Origin of the sequence: Streptomyces fodineus (assembly GCF_001735805.1) — a bacterium.
Lineage (GTDB): Bacteria > Actinomycetota > Actinomycetes > Streptomycetales > Streptomycetaceae > Streptomyces > Streptomyces fodineus.
Window position 1 is genome coordinate 3,091,092 of record NZ_CP017248.1, and the last position, 23,188, is coordinate 3,114,279.

12 protein-coding genes, 1 tRNA gene and 3 rRNA genes are annotated in these 23,188 nt (G+C 66.5%); 4 read left to right on the forward strand and 12 right to left on the reverse strand.

Annotation, left to right across the window (positions count from 1 at the left end; all coding sequences use genetic code 11):
* Nucleotides 1–89: 89 nt before the first annotated feature.
* Nucleotides 90–770: a response regulator gene (locus BFF78_RS12470; protein ID WP_069778400.1), complete on the reverse strand. Its 681-nt coding sequence runs from the start codon at nucleotides 768–770 to the stop codon at nucleotides 90–92.
* Between the two features lie 299 nt (nucleotides 771–1,069).
* Entirely contained in the window at nucleotides 1,070–6,529 is a 5,460-nt protein-coding gene (locus BFF78_RS12475) for a HAMP domain-containing protein (protein ID WP_099054852.1), read from the reverse strand.
* A 409-nt stretch (nucleotides 6,530–6,938) separates the two neighbouring features.
* On the opposite strand from BFF78_RS12475, the gene BFF78_RS12480 reads away from it, so the two are divergent.
* Nucleotides 6,939–9,698 (forward strand): SpoIIE family protein phosphatase, encoded by a 2,760-nt coding sequence (locus BFF78_RS12480; RefSeq protein WP_069778402.1) that lies wholly within the window; start codon nucleotides 6,939–6,941, stop codon nucleotides 9,696–9,698.
* 53 nt (nucleotides 9,699–9,751) lie between these two features.
* Here the strand turns inward: BFF78_RS12480 and BFF78_RS12485 are convergent.
* The 8 genes from BFF78_RS12485 to thyX all read right to left on the reverse strand — a co-directional run bounded on the left by BFF78_RS12485 (nucleotide 9,752) and on the right by thyX (nucleotide 20,041).
* Nucleotides 9,752–9,827, reverse strand: a tRNA-Thr gene (locus tag BFF78_RS12485).
* An 84-nt stretch (nucleotides 9,828–9,911) separates the two neighbouring features.
* Nucleotides 9,912–10,574 carry a DegT/DnrJ/EryC1/StrS family aminotransferase gene (locus BFF78_RS12490; RefSeq protein WP_069778403.1) on the reverse strand — a complete coding sequence of 221 codons (663 nt, stop codon included), beginning with the start codon at nucleotides 10,572–10,574 and terminating at the stop codon, nucleotides 9,912–9,914.
* Between the two features lie 115 nt (nucleotides 10,575–10,689).
* Nucleotides 10,690–10,806: ribosomal RNA gene (rrf, locus tag BFF78_RS12495) — 5S ribosomal RNA — on the reverse strand.
* Between the two features lie 85 nt (nucleotides 10,807–10,891).
* A 23S ribosomal RNA gene (locus tag BFF78_RS12500) occupies nucleotides 10,892–14,011 on the reverse strand.
* Between the two features lie 305 nt (nucleotides 14,012–14,316).
* Nucleotides 14,317–15,842: ribosomal RNA gene (locus BFF78_RS12505) — 16S ribosomal RNA — on the reverse strand.
* Together the 16S, 23S and 5S rRNA genes form the textbook arrangement of a ribosomal RNA operon.
* Nucleotides 15,843–16,337: 495 nt before the next feature.
* On the reverse strand, nucleotides 16,338–18,023 hold the full coding sequence (locus tag BFF78_RS12515; protein ID WP_069778404.1) for a ribonuclease J: 1,686 nt from the start codon (nucleotides 18,021–18,023) through the stop codon (nucleotides 16,338–16,340).
* Nucleotides 18,024–18,180: 157 nt separating this feature from the next.
* Complete coding sequence (gene dapA, locus BFF78_RS12520; RefSeq protein WP_069778405.1) at nucleotides 18,181–19,080, reverse strand: 4-hydroxy-tetrahydrodipicolinate synthase; 900 nt, start codon at nucleotides 19,078–19,080, stop codon at nucleotides 18,181–18,183.
* A 211-nt stretch (nucleotides 19,081–19,291) separates the two neighbouring features.
* Nucleotides 19,292–20,041 carry an FAD-dependent thymidylate synthase gene (gene thyX / locus BFF78_RS12525; protein WP_069778406.1) on the reverse strand — a complete coding sequence of 250 codons (750 nt, stop codon included), beginning with the start codon at nucleotides 20,039–20,041 and terminating at the stop codon, nucleotides 19,292–19,294.
* 168 nt (nucleotides 20,042–20,209) lie between these two features.
* Between thyX and BFF78_RS12530 the strand changes: the two genes are divergently transcribed.
* The 3 genes from BFF78_RS12530 (at nucleotide 20,210) to BFF78_RS12540 (ending at nucleotide 21,945) form a co-directional block, all read left to right on the forward strand.
* The gene (locus BFF78_RS12530) at nucleotides 20,210–20,446 is read left to right on the forward strand and encodes a hypothetical protein (RefSeq protein ID WP_069778407.1); all 237 of its coding nucleotides are present in this window, start codon (nucleotides 20,210–20,212) and stop codon (nucleotides 20,444–20,446) included.
* Nucleotides 20,447–20,536: 90 nt separating this feature from the next.
* Nucleotides 20,537–21,091, forward strand: coding sequence for a hypothetical protein (locus tag BFF78_RS12535; RefSeq protein WP_069778408.1), 555 nt, complete (start codon nucleotides 20,537–20,539; stop codon nucleotides 21,089–21,091).
* Nucleotides 21,092–21,228: 137 nt separating this feature from the next.
* Nucleotides 21,229–21,945: an SDR family oxidoreductase gene (locus tag BFF78_RS12540; protein ID WP_193433446.1), complete on the forward strand. Its 717-nt coding sequence runs from the start codon at nucleotides 21,229–21,231 to the stop codon at nucleotides 21,943–21,945.
* A 9-nt stretch (nucleotides 21,946–21,954) separates the two neighbouring features.
* On the opposite strand, the gene BFF78_RS12545 is transcribed toward BFF78_RS12540, so the two are convergent.
* Together BFF78_RS12545 and dapB are read right to left on the reverse strand one after the other, a co-directional pair.
* A complete protein-coding gene (locus BFF78_RS12545; protein WP_069778409.1) occupies nucleotides 21,955–22,407 on the reverse strand; it encodes a tetratricopeptide repeat protein in 453 nt (150 codons plus the stop codon).
* 14 nt (nucleotides 22,408–22,421) lie between these two features.
* Nucleotides 22,422–23,174 (reverse strand): 4-hydroxy-tetrahydrodipicolinate reductase, encoded by a 753-nt coding sequence (gene dapB, locus BFF78_RS12550; protein WP_069778410.1) that lies wholly within the window; start codon nucleotides 23,172–23,174, stop codon nucleotides 22,422–22,424.
* Nucleotides 23,175–23,188 lie beyond the last annotated feature (14 nt).

Below are 23,188 nucleotides of genomic sequence, written 5' to 3' on the forward strand. Positions count from 1 at the left end.
CGTGTGCCCACAGCTTCACCCGTTCGTGTCGCCCTTGCGGGAGAGCGGAACTGACGCGCGCTCATGGGCAACCGCCGTCTCGGGTTACGTCAGTTCTGCGCCGGCACCGACGAGCCGCCGGGGCCGGCACCCGGCTCCAGGGCGTCGAGCGCGCGCCGCAACCCGGTGAGTTTGCGCTCCAGATGGGCCGCCGTGGCCACCGCTGCCGCGTCCGCCGAGTCGTCGTCCAGCTGCTTGGACAGCGCCTCGGCCTGCTCCTCGACGGCCGCGAGCCGCGCGGACAGCTCGGCGAGCAGCCCGGCCGACTCCTTGCCGCCGACCGCGCCCTTGCCACCGCCCTCCAACTGCAGCCGCAGCAGCGCCGCCTGCTCCCGCAGCTGGCAGTTCTTCATGTACAGCTCGACGAACACCGAGACCTTCGCGCGCAGCACCCACGGGTCGAAGGGCTTGGAGATGTAGTCGACCGCGCCCGCCGCATAGCCCCGGAAGGTGTGATGCGGGCCATGGTTGATCGCCGTGAGGAAGATGATCGGGATGTCCCTGGTCCGCTCGCGCCGCTTGATGTGCGCCGCGGTCTCGAAACCGTCCATGCCCGGCATCTGGACGTCCAGCAGAATGACCGCGAAATCGTCCGTGAGCAGTGCCTTGAGCGCTTCCTCCCCGGACGATGCCCGCACCAGCGTCTGATCGAGCGCAGAGAGGATCGCCTCCAGCGCCAGCAGATTCTCCGGCCGGTCATCGACCAGGAGGATCTTGGCCTTCTGCACCATGGCCCGCCCTCCTCGCCCCGGCGGTACACCGGGCGCCGCCCCAGGGGACGACTCCCTTTCGCCGCCCGTCCTTGTGCCGGTCATCGTAGCCGCACCCCGCCTGTCGCCACACCCTGTCACCGCGATGTCACTGTGCACATAGCGGAAACGCGGCGGGGGCCGGGATGGTTCCCGGAATCGCGCATTCCCATACGTGCGCAGCCACCTTAAGCCGCACGTTCGCCGTCATCTCAAGTGGGCAACTCCAGACCCACGCCAAGGGTTCCCCGGCCGTTCACATCCGAGGGCACGCAATCCGGTCACTTCCCACCCATCCACTGCTGCATCACGGCCAGCAGATGATCCGGGTCGACCGGCTTGGTCACGTAGTCCGAGGCACCGGACTCGATCGCCTTCTCCCGGTCGCCCTTCATCGCCTTCGCGGTCAGCGCGATGATCGGCAGCCCGGCGAACTGCGGCATCCTGCGGATCGCCGTGGTCGTCGCGTACCCGTCCATCTCCGGCATCATGATGTCCATCAGGACGACCGCCACGTCGTCGTGCTGCTCCAGCACCTCGATGCCCTCGCGGCCGTTCTCGGCGTACAGCACCGAAAGGCCGTGCTGCTCCAGGACGCTCGTCAGCGCGAACACATTGCGGATGTCGTCGTCGACGATCAGCACTTTCTGGCCACCGAACCGCACTCCGCGCGCGGACTGCGGCGCGCTCTCCTGCTCGGTCACCGTCATCCACTGCTCGGACCGCTGCTCGCCCTGCGGCAGGCCCCGGCGCCGGCGCCTGAAGAGCGCCGCGGGACCGTTCTGCGTCTCCCGGTACGACTTCACCTCGGCCGGAGTCTCGATCTCCACCGCGGACAGTTCCAAGGACTGCCTGGCCTCGGAGGCGAGGAGCTCGCCGGCCTCCAGCGGGGGCACGGACTGCTGGTAGCCCTGCGGCGGCAGTTCGCTCGGGTGCAGCGGCAGGTACAGCGTGAACGTCGAGCCGCGTCCCGGTTCGCTCTGCGCGTGGATCTCGCCACCGAGCAGCTGCGCGATCTCCCGGGAGATCGACAGGCCGAGGCCGGTGCCGCCGTACTTGCGGCTGGTCGTGCCGTCCGCCTGCTTGAACGCCTCGAAGATCACCCGCATCTTGCTGGCCGCGATACCGATGCCGGTGTCCGTCACCGAGAACGCGATCAGCGGCCCGTCCGGGTCGGTCAGCGAACCGGCCTCCAGCAGCTGCTCGCGGATGCCCACCGGCACGTCCGCGCCGGCCGGCCTGATCACCAGCTCCACCGACCCGGAGTCGGTGAACTTCACCGCGTTCGACAGCAGGTTGCGCAGCACCTGAAGCAGCCGCTGCTCGTCGGTGTGCAGGGTCGCGGGCAGCTCCGGGGAGACCCGTACGGACAGATCCAGGCCCTTCTCCGCGGTCAGCGGCCGGAAGGTGGCCTCCACGTAGTCCACGAGCTGTACGAGCGCGATACGCGTCGGCGAGACGTCCATCTTGCCCGCCTCGACCTTCGACAGGTCGAGGATGTCGTTGATCAACTGCAGCAGATCCGAGCCCGCGCCGTGGATGGTCTCGGCGAACTCGACCTGCTTCGGCGAGAGATTGCCCTCGGCGTTGTCGGCGAGCAACTTGGCCAGAATCAGCAGCGAGTTGAGCGGCGTACGCAGCTCGTGCGACATGTTGGCGAGGAACTCGCTCTTGTAGCGCATCGACACCGCGAGTTGCTCGGCGCGCTCCTCCAGGACCTGCCGCGCCTCCTCGATCTCGGTGTTCTTCACCTCGATGTCGCGGTTCTGCCGGGCCAGCAGTTCGGCCTTCTCCTCCAGTTCGGCGTTGGAGGCCTGCAGCGCCTTCTGCCGGTTCTCCAACTCGGCCGACCGCTCCCGCAGTTGCTCGGTCAGCTCCTGCGACTGCTTCAGCAGCTGCTCGGTCTTGGTGTTGACCGAGATGGTGTTGACGCTCGTCGCGATCATCTCGGCGATCTGGTTGAGGAAGTCCCTCTGGATCTGCGTGAACGGCGTGAAGGAGGCCAGCTCGATGACACCGAGCACATTGCCCTCGAACAGCACCGGCAGCACGATCACCTGCGCCGGCGGGGCCTCGCCGAGGCCTGAGGAGATCTTCAGATAGCCGCTCGGCGCGTTCTCCACCAGGATCGTGCGCTTCTCCTGGGCGGCCGTGCCGACCAGCGCCTCACCGGGCCGGAACGACGTCGGCATGGAGCCCATCGAGTAGCCGTACGAACCCAGCATCCGCAGCTCGTAGTTCTCCTCGCCGTCGACGGCGTCCTTGCCCTCCATCAGCGGCATCGTCAGGAAGAACGCGCCATGCTGCGCGGACACCACCGGCGTCAGCTCGCTCATGATCAGCGAGGCCACGTCCTCCAGGTCGCGCCGGCCCTGCATCAGGGCGGAGATCCGGGCCAGGTTGCCCTTGAGCCAGTCCTGCTCCTTGTTGGCGATCGTGGTGTCGCGCAGATTGGCGATCATCTTGTTGATGTAGTCCTGCAGTTCCTGGATCTCGCCGGACGCGTCGACGTCGATCTTCAGGTTCAGGTCGCCACGGGTCACCGCGGTCGCCACGCGCGCGATGGCACGCACCTGCCGGGTCAGGTTCCCGGCCATCTCGTTCACCGACTCGGTCAGATCCCGCCAGGTGCCGTCGACGTCACGCACGCGTGCCTGGCCGCCGAGCTGTCCCTCGGTACCCACTTCGCGGGCCACGCGCGTGACCTCCTCGGCGAAACTGGACAGCTGATCGACCATCGTGTTGATCGTCGTCTTCAGCTCGAGGATCTCGCCGCGGGCGTCGATGTCGATCTTCTTGGTCAGGTCACCCTTGGCGATGGCCGTGGTGACCATGGCGATGTTGCGCACCTGGCCGGTCAGGTTGGACGCCATCTGGTTCACGGACTCGGTCAGGTCCTTCCAGGTGCCGGCCACACCCGGTACGTGCGCCTGGCCGCCCAGGATGCCGTCCGTGCCCACCTCACGGGCCACCTTGGTGACCTGGTCGGCGAACGAACTCAGCGTCTTGACCATGATGTTGATGGTGTCGGCGAGCTGCGCGACCTCGCCCCGCGCCTCGATCGTCACCTGCCGCGTCAGGTCACCGTTGGCGACGGCCGCCGCGACCTGGGAGATGTTCCGCACCTGCATGGTCAGGTTGTTGGCCATCAGGTTGACGTTGTTGCTCAGGTCCTTCCAGATACCGGTGACGCCCGGCACGTGCGCCTGGCCGCCCAGGATGCCCTCGGTACCCACCTCACGGGCCACCCGGGTCACCTGCTCGGCGAAGCTCGAGAGCTGATCAACCATCGTGTTGACCGTCGTGACGAGTTCGAGAATCTCGCCCTTCGCGTCAACAGTGATCTTCTTCGACAGGTCGCCCTTGGCGACCGCCGTCGTGACCTCGGCGATGTTGCGCACCTGGATGGTCAGGTTGTTCGCCATGAAGTTCACGGACTGCGTGAGGTCCTTCCAGGTGCCGGAGACACCCTGCACCTCGGCCTGACCGCCGAGGATGCCCTCCGTGCCCACCTCACGGGCCACACGCGTGACCTCCTGGGCGAACGACGACAGCTGGTCCACCATCGTGTTCAGCGTGTTCTTCAGCTCCAGGATCTCCCCGCGCGCGTCCACGGTGATCTTCTGGGAGAGGTCACCGCGGGCCACGGCGGTGGCGACCTGCGCGATGTTGCGCACCTGGGCCGTGAGGTTGCCGGCCATGCCGTTCACGGAGTCGGTCAGGTCCCGCCATACACCGGCCACACCCGGCACCTGCGCCTGACCGCCGAGCCGGCCCTCCGTACCCACGTCCCGGGCCACCCGGGTCACCTGGTCGGCGAAGGCGGACAGCTGATCAACCATGGTGTTGATCGTGTTCTTCAGCTCAAGGATCTCGCCGCGCGCGTCAACGTCGATCTTCTGCGACAGGTCACCGCGTGCCACGGCCGTCGTCACCTGGGCGATCTGCCGCACCTGGGAGGTCAGGTTCCCGGCCATGAAGTTGACGGAGTCCGTCAGCTCCTTCCAGGTGCCGGACACGCCGTCCACCCGGGCCTGACCGCCCAGCCGGCCCTCCGTACCCACGTCCCGGGCCATCCGCGTGACCTGGTCGGCGAAGCTCGACAGCTGGTCCACCATCGTGTTCACGGTGTTCTTCAGCTGCAGCATCTCGCCGGAGACGTCCACGGTGACCTTCTGCGAGAGGTCACCGTTGGCCACCGCCGTCGTCACCTGGGCGATGTTGCGCACCTGCCCGGTGAGGTTGCGGAATGCCGTGTTGACGGAGTCGGTCAAGTCCTTCCAGGCACCGGCGGCGCCGGGCACCTGCGCCTGGCCGCCCAGCTCACCCTCGACACCGATCTCCCGCGCGACCCGGGTCACCTCGGCACCGAACGCCGACAGCTGGTCCACCATCCCGTTGACGGTGTTCTTCAGCTCCAGCATCTCGCCGGCCACGTCGACGGTGACCTTCTGCGACAGGTCACCGCTGGCCACGGCGGTCGTCACCGTGGCGATGTCCCGCACCTGCGTGGTCAGATTCCGGAACACCGTGTTGACGGAGTCCGTCAGGTCCTTCCACGTACCGGCGGCGCCCGGCACGTTCGCCTGCCCGCCGAGCCGCCCCTCCGCGCCGACCTCGTTCGCCACGCGCGTGACCTCGTCCGCGAAGATCCGCAGCGTCTCGGTCATCTGGTTGATCGTCTCGGCCAGCTGCGCCACCTCGCCGCGCGCCGGAACCGTCACCTTCTGCGACAGGTCACCGTTGGCGACGGCGGTCGTGACCTGCGAGATCCCACGGACCTGCGCGGTCAGGTTGCCCGCCATCGTGTTGACGGAGTCGGTCAGCTCCTTCCACACACCGGCCACACCCGGCACCTGCGCCTGACCGCCCAGGATCCCCTCGGTACCCACCTCACGGGCGACCCGGGTCACCTCGACGGAGAAGGACGACAGCTGCTCCACCATCGTGTTGACGGTGTTCTTCAGCTCCAGCATCTCGCCGGCCACATGGACGGTGACCTTGCGTGACAGGTCACCGCGCGCGACCGCCGTCGTCACCAGCGCGATATCGCGCACCTGCGCCGTCAGCCGGTTCGCCATGGTGTTGACGGACTCGGTCAGGTCCTTCCACGAACCGGACATACCGCGCACCCGGGCCTGCCCGCCGAGCTTGCCCTCGGTGCCGACCTCGCTGGCCACGCGCGTGACCTCGTCGGTGAACGTCGACAACTGGTCCACCAGGTTGTTGACGGTACGGCCGACCTTCAGGAACTCGCCCCGCAGCGGATGCCCGGTGCCGTCGTCCGGCGCCTGCGTCCGCAGCTCCATCCGCGGCGACAGATCGCCCTCGGCGACCGCCGTGAGCACCCGGCTGACCTCCGAGACCGGCCAGACCAGATCGTCCACCAGCGCGTTGGAGGCGTCGATCGCGGACGCCCAGGAGCCCTCGCAGGCCCCCGTCTCCAGCCGCTCCGTGAGTTTTCCCTCACGTCCCACCATGCGCCGCACCCGGGACAGCTCACCGGTGAGATGCAGATTCCGGTCGGCCACCTCGTTGAAGACCGCCGCGATCTCCGACATCACCCCGTCGCCGGAGACCGTGAGCCGCTTGCGGAAGTTCCCGTCACGCATCGAGACGAGGGCCGCCAGCAGCCGGTTCAGGGCAGCCGTGTCCACGGCGGTGGTGCCCCCGCGCCTGCCCAGGGACGGTCCGCCTTTCGCGCGCGTCTTCGTGCCACGCGTCGCCGCGCCAGACTCCACTGTGTCCCTCCCGGAGGGGTAGACCGTTACTGCCGTGCTCGGCCGCTTCGTCCCGGCGTGCCGGTCATCGGCATACCGGATACTTCTGCGTACCGGTTACTCCTGCGTATTTCTGCCAGACGAGATCCGGCCACACCAGGGGCTGCTGCCCGCCGTACACGGAACACACGCAGTCCGGCCCGACCTTCATCAGAAGCTTGCCCAGTGTTTCACCCTGCCCGAACCAGGCCATAACAGTTCGGCAGCTTCGCACACCGTCCGCACACCCTGAGGGGTAAACACCGGCATCCGGCATCCGCTCGGACGGCGAAGGTAAGTAACCTTGCATCCGGCTGTCCAGCCGCACCGGTCCGACCGGCCTGGGCGGTGGCACGAGAACGAGCGGGCATCGGAGGGGCGGCCGCAGACCATGACCACCGGAGTCATCCCCGGGGGACAGCCCCCGGAGCCACAGCCGACGGGCGAGCTGCTGCCACAGCAGCGGAGCGAGCCGGCCGGCCACGCAGCCCTGCATGTCGACAACCGGCCGAGGAGTTCTGTGATCACCGCGCGCGCGGCCGCCACCTTCGAGCCCGTCGGGCGTTCGGTCGCGACGGCTCGGTCCTTCGTCCGCGACACGCTCCAGGGATGGGGCTTCGCCGACATCGTCGACGACGCCGTCGTCCTCACCAGCGAGCTGGTGACCAACGCGGTGGTCCACGCGGGTACGCACGCGGACGTCCTGTGCCTGCGCACCGAGTACGGCGTGCGCATCGAGGTCGCCGACCGCTACCCGGAGCGCGAGGTTCCCCTCCAGAACGCCGCCGCCACGATGGGCAGCCCCGACCGCGAGGGCGGCCGTGGCCTCCAGCTGTGCGCTGCCCTGGCCACCCGCTGGGGCGTCGACTACACCCCCACCCACAAGAACGTCTGGTTTCAGCTCACCCTCCCCGAACGCCCGGTCGGCACCCGCACCGCCGGCCCGTCCCTGCCCGCCGACCTGCTCCCGCTGGCCGACGGCCGGGTCCGCGTCGCGGTCCTCCAGGTCGACCGCAAGGGCACCGTCTCCTCCTGGAACGAGGACGCCGAGGAACTCTTCGGCTACTCCGCCGCCGAGGTCATCGGCCGGCCCCTCACCGAACTGGCGGCCTGGCCGCACACCCCCGGCACCAGCACCGGCGTGGCCGAGGCCCTCCAACTCTCCCGCTGGGAGGGCAGCTACGGCATCCGCGGCGCCGACGGCAAGGTGGCCCAGGTCTACGCCTCCCACCTCAGAGTCCGCGACACCGGCGGCGAACCCTCCACCGTCTGCCTCCTGGTCCGCGACCACGAGCGCGCCGTCCTGCAGACGCCGCCGCGCGTCCCGGCCGGCGACCAGGCCTCGTCCTCCGACGGCCAGAGCACCGACCCCTTCGAGGTGTTCATCGGCTCCCCCGCCCCGGACGACCTCGACGGCCTGCTGCAGCGTACGGTGGAGCGCGCCCGCGACATGCTGGACGGCGACTCCGCGTTCCTGCTGCTGGCCACCGACGACGAGACCGAACTGGAGGTCCGCGCCTCCACCGGCCTGCCCTCCGCGCGCCAGCGCTTCGCGCGCGTGCCCGTAGAAGCCGGCCCCGGCCGCTACGGCTCCGCACGCATGCCCGCCGTGCACGAGGACCTCACCGCCGTACCCGGGGCCGTATCACTGCTGTCCGGCACCGGCATGCGTTCCGTCGTCACGGTCCCGCTGAAGGTCGAGGGCCGCCTCACCGGCTCGCTCGGCGTCGCGGCCGAGGCACCGGGCCGGTACTCCAACGAGGAGGCTCTGCGCCTGCAGTTCGCCGCCGACCGCATCGCCCTGGCCGTGGAGTCGGCCCGCCTGGGCGAGCTGGAGCGGCTGCGCCGCGGCTCCCTGAGCTTCCTCGTCGAGGCATCCGACCTGCTGGCCGGCACCCTCGACCGCGACCAGACGCTGGCCCTGATGGCCCAGATGACGGTCCCCACCCTGGCCACCTGGTGCGCCGTCTACACGATCGCCGACCAGGCCTCCGAACCGTATCTGTCGTACGTCCTGCACGAGGACGAGGAACTCATCGACGGCATCAAGTCGCTGCTGTCGAAGGTCCCGCCGCCCGACCCGGTGCCGACCCCCGGCGCCCGCGTCTGGACGGCCCCGGGCGAGGTCGCGCACCAGGCGGCCCTGCGCAGCTCGATGCGCAGCCTCGGCCTGTCCGGCGGGCCCACGCGCCAGATCTCCTCGAGCATCGGCCCGACCCTCGCCACGGCCTCCGCGGTCGGCGGCGAGACGGTCGTCCTGCCGCTCGTCGCCCGCAACCGTGTCATCGGCATGCTGACCCTCGGCAAGCCCACCGACGAACACTTCCGCCAGGAGATCCTGGAACTGGCCGAGGACTTGTCCCGCCGGGCCGCACTCGCCCTGGACAACGCCCGCCTGTACTCGGAGCGCACGGCCATCAGCCAGTCCCTCCAGCGCAGCCTGCTCCCGCCCGGCCTGCCGCACATCGACGGCGTCGAGGTGGAGGTCATCTACCGCGCGGCCGGCGAGGGCAACGAGGTCGGCGGCGACTTCTACGACGTCTTCCCCATCGGCAACGGCGCCTACGGCTTCGCCATCGGCGACGTCTGCGGCACGGGCCCCAACGCGGCGGCGGTCACCGGCCTCGCCCGGCACGCCCTGCGCCTGCTGGCCCGCGAGGGCCTGTCCGGCCCCGCGGTCCTGCAGCGCCTGAACTCCGCGATCCTCGACGAGGGCGACCGCAGCCGCTTCCTGACCCTCCTCTACGGCGAGATGCGCCCGCAGGAGGACGGCAGCGCCGAGCTGAAGGTCGTCTGCGCCGGCCACCCGCTCCCGCTGCGTCTGCGCCAGGACGGCACGGTCACGGCCGCCGCCGAACCGCAGCCGCTGCTGGGCGTGATCGAGGACCTCGAACTGCACGAGGAGACGGTCACCCTCGACCCGGGTGACGTGCTGCTCTGCGTCACGGACGGCGTCACCGAACGCCGTGAGGGCACGCGCATGCTGGGCGACGACGGTCTCGCCGACGTCCTCACCACGTGCACGGGTCTGACGGCGGGCGCGGTGGCGGCGCGCATCATGCGCGCGGTGGAACGCTTCGCGTCGGACGCCCCGTCGGACGACATGGCCATCCTGGCGATGCGCGTCCCGGGAATCCACAAGGACGCGTGAGACGGCGTCAGACAGAAAGAAGGCCCCACCCGGAAGGGTGAGGCCTTTTTTGCTGGAGCCCCCAAACGGAATCGAACCGTTGACCTTCTCCTTACCATGGAGACGCTCTGCCGACTGAGCTATAGGGGCCTGTCGTTTTCGAGGTTCCCCTCGCGGCGACGAAGAAACTGTACCCCGAGCAGGCCCGACTTCCCAAATTCGTTCGGAACCCGCTCAGTAGGCGGGCTGCAGCAGTCCCCCGAGCGCATTGCACGCGGAGACGATCCGCTGCATCTCCCGCTTGGTGAGCGAGGCGTCCACGGGCAGCGTCAGCGTCACGTCGGCGGCCAGCTCGGTCTCCGGCAGGGACACACACCGACGGAACTCCGGCAGCCGGTGCACGGGCGTCTTCACCGGCACCCGGCACTCGACTCCCTTGGCCCGCAAGGCCATCGCGAAAGCGTCCCGGTCCGGCCGGCCGTTCCCCGGCACCCGCACGACGTACTGCTGATAGGTATGCCCGTCACCGCCGTCCGGCGTCCGAACGCCCTTGAGCTTGGCGTCGAGGTAGGCGGCCCGCTCCCTGCGCTGCGCTATCTCGTCGTACGGCACCTCGGACTCGCCCTGCTCCAGCACCAGCAGCTCGTGCCGCTGCCCGAGCGCGCGCAACCGCCTGAGGTCGGCCCACCGCCCGAAGCGGTGTACGACAACGACCGCGGCCGTACGCGGAGTTACGGCTGCCTCGACAGCGCCGGGGTCGAGGCAGTAGGTCACCGGGTCTATGTCGGCGAACACCGGGAGCGCGCCCGCCAGGGTCACGGCCTCGGCGACTTCGACGTTCCCGAAGGCTGGTACGACGACCTCGTCACCGACTCCTACGCCGGCGGCCCTGAGCATTGCAGCAGTACCCATGGGCTGGATGCTCGGGGCGCAACGTGAACGACACGTTAAGGAAAACGTAAAAAGGCCGGACCCCGAACCGAAGTTCAGGATCCGACCTTTTTGAAGAATTGTTCGGCGGCGTCCTACTCTCCCACAGGGTCCCCCCTGCAGTACCATCGGCGCTGTGAGGCTTAGCTTCCGGGTTCGGAATGTAACCGGGCGTTTCCCTCACGCTATGACCACCGAAACACTATGAAACTGTGAACGCCGCACCACCATTTCTGGCGGGGCTGTTCGTGGTTTCAGAACCAACACAGTGGACGCGAGCAACTGAGGACAAGCCCTCGGCCTATTAGTACCGGTCACCTCCACCAGTTACCTGGCTTCCAGATCCGGCCTATCAACCCAGTCGTCTACTGGGAGCCTTACCCCATCAAGTGGGTGGGAGTCCTCATCTCGAAGCAGGCTTCCCGCTTAGATGCTTTCAGCGGTTATCCCTCCCGAACGTAGCCAACCAGCCATGCCCTTGGCAGAACAACTGGCACACCAGAGGTTCGTCCGTCCCGGTCCTCTCGTACTAGGGACAGCCCTTCTCAAGACTCCTACGCGCACAGCGGATAGGGACCGAACTGTCTCACGACGTTCTAAACCCAGCTCGCGTACCGCTTTAATGGGCGAACAGCCCAACCCTTGGGACCGACTCCAGCCCCAGGATGCGACGAGCCGACATCGAGGTGCCAAACCATCCCGTCGATATGGACTCTTGGGGAAGATCAGCCTGTTATCCCCGGGGTACCTTTTATCCGTTGAGCGACGGCGCTTCCACAAGCCACCGCCGGATCACTAGTCCCGACTTTCGTCCCTGCTCGACCCGTCGGTCTCACAGTCAAGCTCCCTTGTGCACTTACACTCAACACCTGATTGCCAACCAGGCTGAGGGAACCTTTGGGCGCCTCCGTTACCCTTTAGGAGGCAACCGCCCCAGTTAAACTACCCATCAGACACTGTCCCTGATCCGGATCACGGACCCAGGTTAGACATCCAGCACGACCAGACTGGTATTTCAACGACGACTCCACCCACACTGGCGTGCGAGCTTCACAGTCTCCCAGCTATCCTACACAAGCCGAACCGAACACCAATATCAAACTGTAGTAAAGGTCCCGGGGTCTTTCCGTCCTGCTGCGCGAAACGAGCATCTTTACTCGTAGTGCAATTTCACCGGGCCTATGGTTGAGACAGTCGAGAAGTCGTTACGCCATTCGTGCAGGTCGGAACTTACCCGACAAGGAATTTCGCTACCTTAGGATGGTTATAGTTACCACCGCCGTTTACTGGCGCTTAAGTTCTCAGCTTCGCCCACCCGAAAGTGAGCTAACCGGTCCCCTTAACGTTCCAGCACCGGGCAGGCGTCAGTCCGTATACATCGCCTTACGGCTTCGCACGGACCTGTGTTTTTAGTAAACAGTCGCTTCTCGCTGGTCTCTGCGGCCACCCCCAGCTCACCAAGTAAATCGGATCACCAGGAATGGCCCCCCTTCTCCCGAAGTTACGGGGGCATTTTGCCGAGTTCCTTAACCATAGTTCACCCGAACGCCTCGGTATTCTCTACCTGACCACCTGAGTCGGTTTAGGGTACGGGCCGCCATGAAACTCGCTAGAGGCTTTTCTCGACAGCATAGGATCATCCACTTCACCACAATCGGCTCGGCATCAGGTCTCAGACTATGTGCAAGGCGGATTTGCCTACCCTGCGTCCTACACCCTTACCCCGGGACAACCACCGCCCGGGATGGACTACCTTCCTGCGTCACCCCATCACTCACCTACTACCAGATTGGTCCGGCGGCTCCACCACTTTCCATTCCCCGAAGGGTCCGGAACGGCTTCACGGCCTCAGCATCACTGGATTCGATGTTTGACGCTTCACAGCGGGTACCGGAATATCAACCGGTTATCCATCGACTACGCCTGTCGGCCTCGCCTTAGGTCCCGACTTACCCTGGGCAGATCAGCTTGACCCAGGAACCCTTAGTCAATCGGCGCACACGTTTCTCACGTGTGAATCGCTACTCATGCCTGCATTCTCACTCGTCAACCGTCCACGACTACCTTCCAGTGCCGCTTCACCCGGCAGACGACGCTCCCCTACCCATCACAGCCTCCGTTGGGAGTACATGCTGCAATGACACGACTTCGGCGGTACGCTTGAGCCCCGCTACATTGTCGGCGCGGAATCACTAGACCAGTGAGCTATTACGCACTCTTTCAAGGGTGGCTGCTTCTAAGCCAACCTCCTGGTTGTCTGTGCGACTCCACATCCTTTCCCACTTAGCGTACGCTTAGGGGCCTTAGTCGATGCTCTGGGCTGTTTCCCTCTCGACCATGGAGCTTATCCCCCACAGTCTCACTGCCGCGCTCTCACTTACCGGCATTCGGAGTTTGGCTAAGGTCAGTAACCCGGTAGGGCCCATCGCCTATCCAGTGCTCTACCTCCGGCAAGAAACACACGACGCTGCACCTAAATGCATTTCGGGGAGAACCAGCTATCACGGAGTTTGATTGGCCTTTCACCCCTAACCACAGGTCATCCCCCAGGTTTTCAACCCTGGTGGGTTCGGTCCTCCACGAAGTCTTACCTCCGCTTCAACCTGCCCATGGCTAGATCACTCCGCTTCGGGTCTTGAGCGTGCTACTACAGCGCCCTATTCGGACTCGCTTTCGCTACGGCTTCCCCACCCGGGTTAACCTCGCAACACACCGCAAACTCGCAGGCTCATTCTTCAAAAGGCACGCAGTCACGAGATGCAGCAAGCTGCATCCGACGCTCCCACGGCTTGTAGGCACACGGTTTCAGGTACTATTTCACTCCCCTCCCGGGGTACTTTTCACCATTCCCTCACGGTACTATCCGCTATCGGTCACCAGGGAATATTTAGGCTTAGCGGGTGGTCCCGCCAGATTCACACGGGATTTCTCGGGCCCCGTGCTACTTGGGTGTCTCTCAAACGAGCCGCTGACGTTTCGACTACGGGGGTCTTACCCTCTACGCCGGACCTTTCGCATGTCCTTCGCCTACATCAACGGTTTCTGACTCGTCCCACGGCCGGCAGACCGCAGAAGAGAGATCCCACAACCCCCACGACGCAACCCCTGCCGGGTCTCACACGTCGTAGGTTTGGCCTCATCCGGTTTCGCTCGCCACTACTCCCGGAATCACGGTTGTTTTCTCTTCCTGAGGGTACTGAGATGTTTCACTTCCCCTCGTTCCCTCCACACTGCCTATGTGTTCAGCAGCGGGTGACAGCCCATGACGACTGCCGGGTTTCCCCATTCGGAAACCCCCGGATCAAAGCCTGGTTGACGACTCCCCGGGGACTATCGTGGCCTCCCACGTCCTTCATCGGTTCCTGGTGCCAAGGCATCCACCGTGCGCCCTTAAAAACTTGGCCACAGATGCTCGCGTCCACTGTGCAGTTCTCAAACAACGACCAGCCACCCATCACCCCGAACCAACAGGCTCGAGTTCACTGGGGCCGGCGACTGAGGAAAATTCGTTCCCTCAGACACCCAACAGCGTGCCCGGCCAGGCCCCGTCCGAAGATCATGCGTTCCACGCTCTTGCGAGCAGTACTAGCAGCCTCCGACCCGAGGTCCCGGCCGAATAATCAACGTTCCACCCATGAGCAACCAGCATCGGACGTGCGCCGATGTACTGGCCTCTGACCAGGCAAGCCCGGTAAGAAGTGCTCCTTAGAAAGGAGGTGATCCAGCCGCACCTTCCGGTACGGCTACCTTGTTACGACTTCGTCCCAATCGCTAGTCCCACCTTCGACAGCTCCCTCCCACAAGGGGTTGGGCCACCGGCTTCGGGTGTTACCAACTTTCGTGACGTGACGGGCGGTGTGTACAAGGCCCGGGAACGTATTCACCGCAGCAATGCTGATCTGCGATTACTAGCGACTCCGACTTCATGGGGTCGAGTTGCAGACCCCAATCCGAACTGAGACCGGCTTTTTGAGATTCGCTCCACCTCACGGTATCGCAGCTCTTTGTACCGGCCATTGTAGCACGTGTGCAGCCCAAGACATAAGGGGCATGATGACTTGACGTCGTCCCCACCTTCCTCCGAGTTGACCCCGGCGGTCTCCTGTGAGTCCCCATCACCCCGAAGGGCATGCTGGCAACACAGAACAAGGGTTGCGCTCGTTGCGGGACTTAACCCAACATCTCACGACACGAGCTGACGACAGCCATGCACCACCTGTACACCGACCACAAGGGGGGCACTATCTCTAATGCTTTCCGGTGTATGTCAAGCCTTGGTAAGGTTCTTCGCGTTGCGTCGAATTAAGCCACATGCTCCGCCGCTTGTGCGGGCCCCCGTCAATTCCTTTGAGTTTTAGCCTTGCGGCCGTACTCCCCAGGCGGGGAACTTAATGCGTTAGCTGCGGCACCGACGACGTGGAATGTCGCCAACACCTAGTTCCCACCGTTTACGGCGTGGACTACCAGGGTATCTAATCCTGTTCGCTCCCCACGCTTTCGCTCCTCAGCGTCAGTAATGGCCCAGAGATCCGCCTTCGCCACCGGTGTTCCTCCTGATATCTGCGCATTTCACCGCTACACCAGGAATTCCGATCTCCCCTACCACACTCTAGCTAGCCCGTATCGACTGCAGACCCGAGGTTAAGCCTCGGGCTTTCACAATCGACGTGACAAGCCGCCTACGAGCTCTTTACGCCCAATAATTCCGGACAACGCTTGCGCCCTACGTATTACCGCGGCTGCTGGCACGTAGTTAGCCGGCGCTTCTTCTGCAGGTACCGTCACTCTCGCTTCTTCCCTGCTGAAAGAGGTTTACAACCCGAAGGCCGTCATCCCTCACGCGGCGTCGCTGCATCAGGCTTTCGCCCATTGTGCAATATTCCCCACTGCTGCCTCCCGTAGGAGTCTGGGCCGTGTCTCAGTCCCAGTGTGGCCGGTCGCCCTCTCAGGCCGGCTACCCGTCGTCGCCTTGGTGAGCCATTACCTCACCAACAAGCTGATAGGCCGCGGGCTCATCCTTCACCGCCGGAGCTTTCCAAGTTCACAGATGCCTGCGAACCTCGTATCCGGTATTAGACCCCGTTTCCAGGGCTTGTCCCAGAGTGAAGGGCAGATTGCCCACGTGTTACTCACCCGTTCGCCACTAATCCACCCCGAAGGGCTTCATCGTTCGACTTGCATGTGTTAAGCACGCCGCCAGCGTTCGTCCTGAGCCAGGATCAAACTCTCCGTGAATGTTTTCCCGTAATCGGGATGAACACCACGAGAGCGGTGCGAGAGGAGGAATAATCCCCTCGCACACAGCGTCCTCGCTGTGTTTTTCAAAGGAACCTCGCCCCAGTCATGACGACCGGAGACGGGGTATCAACATATCTGGCGTTGATTTTTGGCACGCTGTTGAGTTCTCAAGGAACGGTCGCTTCCTTTGTACTCACCCTCTCGGGCTTTCCTCCGGGCTTCCCTTCGGTGTTTCCGACTCTATCAGATCTTTTCTCGATCCGATTTCCTCGGTGCTTTCCAGGTTCCCGCTTCGCTTTCGCTCCGCGTTTCCCTTTCCGGCGGTTCCGACTTTATCAGAGGTTCTGAGTCGGTTTTCCCACCCGCCCCGGTCACATGTGTCCAGCGCATGAAGTGCTGGGGTTCCCGGTTGGGCGGAGCCGTAAACGTACTGGAGCGGGGCGCCTCGATGCAAATCGAGGCGCCCCGCTCGGGTGATGCTCCGACGGACCGTCAGACCTCCACGACCACAGGGAGGATCATCGGCCTGCGGCGATAGGTGTCCGAGACCCACTTGCCGAGGGTGCGCCGGACAAGTTGCTGCAGCTGGTGCGGCTCCACGACGCCGTCCTGGGCGGACCGCTCCAGCGCTTCCGTGATCTTCGGGATGACGTCGATGAAGGCCGAGTCCTCGATGCCGGAGCCGCGCGCCTGGACGTGCGGGCCGCCGGTGATCTTGCCGGTGGACGAGTCCACGACCACGAAGACCGAGATGATGCCCTCGTCGCCGAGGATCTTGCGGTCCTTGAGCGCCGGCTCGCCGACATCGCCGACCGAGAGCCCGTCGACGTAGACGTAACCGGCCTGGACCTTGCCGGAGATCTTGGCCTTGCCCGCCACCATGTCGACCACCACGCCGTCCTCGGCGATGACGATCCGGTCGTGCGGGACGCCGGTGAGTGCTCCCAGCTCGGCGTTGGCGCGCAGGTGGCGCCATTCGCCGTGGACCGGCATGAGGTTCTTCGGGCGGCAGATGTTGTAGAAGTACAGCAGCTCGCCCGCGGAAGCATGGCCGGAAACATGCACCTTGGCGTTGCCCTTGTGGACGACGTTGGCGCCCCAGCGGGTCAGGCCGTTGATCACCCGGTAGACCGCGTTCTCGTTGCCGGGGATGAGCGACGAGGCCAGGATCACCGTGTCGCCCTCGACGATGCGGATCTGGTGGTCGCGGTTGGCCATGCGGGACAGGGCGGCCATCGGCTCGCCCTGGGAACCCGTGCAGACCAGGACCACCTGCTCGTCGGGGAGGTCGTCCAGCGTCTTGACGTCGACCACCAGGCCCGGCGGGACCTTCAGGTAGCCGAGGTCCCGGGCGATGCCCATGTTGCGGACCATGGAGCGGCCGACGAAGGCGACCCGGCGGCCGTACTCGTGGGCCGCGTCCAGGATCTGCTGGATGCGGTGGACGTGACTGGCGAAGCTGGCCACGATGATCCGCTTGCGGGCGCTCGCGAAGACCTGGCGCAGGACGTTGGAGATGTCGCGCTCGTGCGGCGTGAAGCCGGGGACCTCGGCGTTCGTGGAGTCCGTGAGGAGGAGGTCGATGCCCTCCTCGCTCAGGCGCGCGAACGCGTGCAGGTCGGTGAGGCGGTTGTCCAGCGGGAGCTGGTCCATCTTGAAGTCGCCGGTGTGCACCGCCATGCCGGCGGGGGTGCGGATGGCGACGGCCAGGGCGTCCGGGATGGAGTGGTTGACGGCGATGAACTCGCAGTCGAAGGGGCCGATGCGCTCGCGGTTCCCCTCCACCACTTCCAGGGTGTAGGGGCGGATCCGGTGTTCCTGGAGCTTGGCCTCGATCAGGGCGAGGGTCAGCTTGGAGCCGATCAGCGGGATGTCCGGCTTCTCGCGGAGCAGGAAGGGAACACCGCCGATGTGGTCCTCGTGCCCATGGGTGAGGACGATGCCCTCGATGTCGTCGAGGCGGTCCCGGATGGACGAGAAGTCCGGCAGGATCAGGTCGATTCCGGGCTGCTCCTCCTCGGGGAAGAGCACTCCGCAGTCGACGATCAGCAGGCGGCCGCCGTACTCGAAGACCGTCATGTTTCGGCCGATCTCGCCGAGACCGCCGAGCGGGGTGACCCTCAGGCCGCCCTCGGGGAGCGGCGGGGGCGAGCCGAGTTCAGGATGCGGATGACTCAAAAGACTCTCCTCAACAAACGCGCCACGTACCGGTCGGGCACGTGGCGCGTGAGACGTTCGTGCAGAAGCAGTTGTCGTTGTGGGGTGCGGGCACCGGTGGCCCGCTCTTGTTCTGTTGTTCTTCAGTTGTGAAGCCTGTGTGGTGCCAAGTCTGTTGTCAGAGCTGTACCCCGCCGGCAGCAAGATCGATCTTGAGCTGGGCGATCTCCTCGGGCGAGCACTCGACCATGGGCGAGCGCAGTGGCCCGGCGGGCAGGCCCTGGAGGGCGAGCGCGGCCTTGGTGGTCATGACGCCCTGGGTGCGGAACATGCCGGTGTAGACCGGGAGCAGCTTCTGGTGGATCTCGGTGGCCTTGACGACGTCCCCGGAGACGTACGCGTCGACGAGGGCGCGCAGGTCGGGGGTGACGACGTGGCCGACGACCGAGACGAAGCCGACCGCGCCCACGGAGAGCAGCGGGAGGTTCAGCATGTCGTCGCCGGAGTACCAGGCGAGGCCGGACTGGGCGATGGCCCAGCTGGCGCGGCCGAGGTCGCCCTTGGCGTCCTTGTTGGCGACGATCCGGGGGTGCTCGGCGAGCCGGACGAGCGTCTCGCTGTTGATCGGGACGCCGCTGCGGCCGGGGATGTCGTAGAGCATGACCGGCAGGCCGGTGGTGTCGGCGACGGCCGTGAAGTGCCGGTAGAGGCCTTCCTGCGGGGGCTTGTTGTAGTACGGCGTGACGACCAGCAGGCCGTGGGCTCCGACGCGCTCGGCCTCGCGGGCCAGCTCGATGCTGTGGTGGGTGTCGTTGGTGCCGACGCCGGCGACCACGTGGGCGCGGTCGCCGACGGCTTCCAGTACGGCTCGTACGAGGTCCGATTTCTCCGCGTCACTGGTGGTGGGGGACTCGCCGGTGGTGCCGTTGATGATCAGGCCGTCGTTGCCTGCGTCCACCAGGTGCGTGGCGAGCCGCTGCGCGCCGTCGAGGTCGAGTGCGCCGTCCGCCGTGAAGGGCGTGACCATGGCGGTGAGGACCCGCCCGAAGGGGGTCTGCGGAGTCGAGGTCGGAGCCATGGGTAACACGCTACTCGGTGCTCCATACGTGGTCTGCCCGTGGGGTGCCGGGAAAGTCACGACAATTGCGGAGCCCGGCACTGCCTGCTCGGGGGTTCAAGCAGTGCCGGGTCCGTTTGATCAGGCTAGATGAACTTCTCCAAATGCCGCAATACGGACACTTCGCCCGACTGATCCGTACATCCGTTCCTGGCAGGGGAACAGGACTTCGTTACGGGGCCACACGCCCGTTCGCATTGAAGGCGGCATACGTCAGCGGCATGAGCGCCGCCCATTCCGCCTCCATCTTCTCGCCGACCATCTCGATCTCCCGCTGCGGGAAGGACGGCACCTTGGCCAGTTCGTGCTGGGTGCGCAGGCCGAGGAAGTGCATCAGGGAACGGGCGTTGCAGGTGGCGTACATCGAGGAGTAGAGGCCGACCGGGAGGGCGGCGCGGGCGACCTCGCGGGCGACGCCCTCGGCGAGCATCTTCTGGTAGGCCGCGTACGCCTGCTCGTACGACTCCCGCAGGGTGCCGCTGACCGCCTCGTGCTGGGCCGGGGTGCCCTCGACGAAGACGTACTTGCCGGGACGGCCCTCCTGTACGAGCTTGCGGGAGGCGTCGGGGACGTAGAAGACCGGCTCGAGCTCCCGGTAGCGGCCGGACTCCTCGTTGTACGACCAGCCGACGCGGTGCCGCATGAACTCGCGGAAGACGAAGATCGGGGCACTGATGAAGAACGTCATCGAGTTGTGCTCGAACGGGCTGCCGTGCCGGTCGCGCATCAGGTAGTTGATCAGGCCCTTGGAGCGCTCGGGGTCCTTCTTCAGCTCGTCCAGGGACTGCTCGCCGGCGGTCGAGACCCGCGCGGCGAAGAGGACGTCGGCGTCCGAAGCGCTGGACTTCACCAGCTCGACGGTGACGTCACTACGGAACGTGAGCGACTCGGGGGTGGTCACGGAGGTTGGGGTCCTTCCCATCACAGCTGTGCTTCGCGCCCACCTTACGGGGCGGCCGGCCCGGCCCCGGCGGTACCTCGCCTCAAAAATCACGCCACGGATTTTTTCCGACATGGGCACCTTTTGTGTCACTCGAGCGTCTGTACCGGTGAAGCCCGCTCGTTCGATCCCGAAAGGAGACGTACCGCGATGTTCCGTCGGCGCGAGCCCGTACCCTTCGCCTTCCTGGCCGAGGCGGACAGGTTCCACAGCAATGTCACTCCCCCGCCCCGGACGCGGGGGTCCTTCGGGGAGATAGCCGGGCGCTGGCTGCTGGGACTCACTCTTGTCGCCGGGCTGGTGGGGGCCGTGATCCTCGGTACGCCGGCGATGTCCACGCCGTCCAGTACGCCGGCGCAGCAGTCCCAGGCGTCCCAGGGGCACTGACTCTTCCGGCCGCCCAAGGGTGGTGAGCGGGAACACCTGCGGATAGCCTCACCGGGCACAGCCCACGTGAGGATCGAGTGAGGACCCGCCGTGCCCCTGTCCTTCCTGACGGCCGACCGCACCTTCGAGGCCGCTGCCGAGAGCCCGCTGCCCTACGACGACCGGGAGCGCTGGCGGCGCCCCTACCGTCCCGGTCCCTGGCGTGTGGGCGCGGCGGCGCTGGTGCTGCTGCTCGCGTCGTTCGTGCTGTTCGCCGCGATGGCCATCGTCCTGACCGACTCGGTGTCCTCCGCCGGGGCGGTCTTCGCCGGGGCGCTCGTGGTCATCGCCGGGGCCCTGCGGCTGCTGCGCATGGGCGTGTGGGTGAGCAGCCGCGGACTGCGTCACGTCGGCTTCCTGGTGACGCGTACGGCGCCGTGGGCCCGGGTGATCTCCGTGCGGACCGTACAGCAGCCGGTGCGCTGGCTGGGGCTGCCCCGGACGGTGCAGGGGCAGGCGCTGGCGCTCGTACGCAAGGACCGGCCGACCGCGGACGCGCCGCCGCTGCTGACCACGCACACGCTGGACTTCCTGGGCCGCCCGGCGGCGTTCGACCGGGCAGCGGACACGGTGGAGGCGTGGGCGGCGGAGTACGGCCGCCGCTGACCGTGAACGAGAGCGTGAAGGGGCCGGTCCGCGCGCTGCGGAGCGGCCCCTTCGGCATACCGGGCCGCGGGCACGGCGCGGCGGGCCGGTGAAGGCATCGACCGTGGGTGTTCACGCGCAACGAAGGGAGACCGCTGTTGTCCGGACGTACCGTGCTGATCACCGGAGCGTCGAAGGGGATCGGCCTGGCCACCGCACACCGTCTCGCCACCCGGGGACACCGGGTGCTGGGAGTCGCCCGCAGCGCCCCGGACGGGGTCTTCCCGGGAGTGCTGCACGCCTGCGACCTCGCCGATGCGGAAGCCACCCGCGAGCTGCTGGAGGCCGTGACGCGTGAGGAGCGCGTGGACGCGGTCGTCAACAACGTGGGTATCGCCGTGCCCGAACCGCTGGGCGAGATCACGCTCGACACCCTGCGGGCCGTGTACGACCTGAACGTGCGCGCCGCCGTACAGGTCACCCAGGCCTGTGTCGGCGGGATGCGGGAGCGCGGCTGGGGCCGGATCGTCAATGTGACGAGCCGCTCGGTGCACGGGGCGCGCCGGCGCAGCAGCTACGCGGCGGCCAAGAGCGCGCTGGTGGGCCTGACCCGGACCTGGGCGCTGGAACTGGCGGCGGACGGGGTGACGGTCAACGCGGTGGCCCCCGGTCCGGTGGAGACCGATCTCTTCCGCGCCTCGCACCCCGTGGGCGGTGCAGACGAGGCCAGGGTGCTGCGCTCGGTGCCCGCGGGACGCCGCGGCCGCCCGGAGGAGGTGGCCGCGGCGATCGCGTTCCTGCTGAGCGAGGACGCGGGGTTCATCACCGGGCAGCAGCTCGGCGTGGACGGCGGGGGCAGCATTCCCGGGCGGTGAGAGCCGGGTCTAGGCCCCGACCGGCTTTCCGGCGCGCAGGGCGATGGCGCGTTGCATCGCCTTGCGGGCGCGTGGGGTGTCGTGGGCGTCGTGGTAGGCGACGGCGAGCCGGAACCAGCAGCGCCAGTCGTCGGGGGACGCCTCGGTCTCTGCCTTGCGCTTGGCGAAGACCTCGTCGGCCGAGTCGCGGTCGATCCGGCCGCTGGGCAGGCGCTTCAACTCGTCCACGGGCAGGCCGCCCTCGGCGTCGAGTTCGGCGGCGAGGGCGTTGGCCCTGCGGACGAACTGGGTGTTCTTCCACAGGAACCACAGGCCGATGACCGGCAGGATCAGCACCGCGACCCCGAAGGTGACGGTGAGCACCGTGCCGGACTGGATGAGCATCACGCCGCGGCTGCCGACCAGGACGAAGTAGAAGACCAGGACGGCGGCCGTGACGAGGTAGGTGATCTTCGCGCGCATCGGAGACTCTGTACTCAGCTCAGGTCCAGGAAGTGCTCCAGGCCGAAGGTCAGCCCCGGAGTGGTCACGACGCGGCGGGCGCCGAGCAGGATGCCCGGCATGAAGCTGCTGTGGTGCAGGGAGTCATGACGGATCGTCAGGGTCTCGCCCTCGCCGCCGAGCAGCACCTCCTGGTGGGCCAGCAGGCCGCGCAGTCGGACGGCGTGGACCGGGATCCCCTCGACGCTGGCGCCCCGCGCGCCGTCCAGGGCCGTGACCGTGGCGTCCGGGGCCGGGGCCGTGCCCGCTGCCCGGCGGGCCTCGGCGATGAGCTGGGCCGTGCGCGTGGCCGTACCGCTCGGCGCGTCCACCTTCTTCGGGTGGTGCAGCTCGACGACCTCGACCGACTCGAAGTACGGCGCGGCGATCTGCGCGAACTTCATCGTCAGGACGGCCCCGATGGAGAAGTTGGGCGCGATGAGCACACCGGTCTGGGGGGACTGGGCCAGCCAGTCCTTCAGCTGCGCGAGGCGCTCCTCGGTCCAGCCCGTCGTACCGACGACCGCGTGGATGCCGTGGCGCACGCAGAAGTCGAGGTTGTCCATGACGGAGTCCGGGGTGGTCAGCTCCACGGCGACCTGGGCGCCGGTCTCCGCCAGGGTCTCCAGCTTGTCGCCCCGGCCGAGGGCCGCGACCAGCTCCATGTCCTCGGCGGCCTCGACCGCCTTGACCGCCTCGGACCCGATCCGGCCCTTGGCACCGAGGACCGCCACGCGCAGCTTGCTCATCTCTTGTGCTTCCT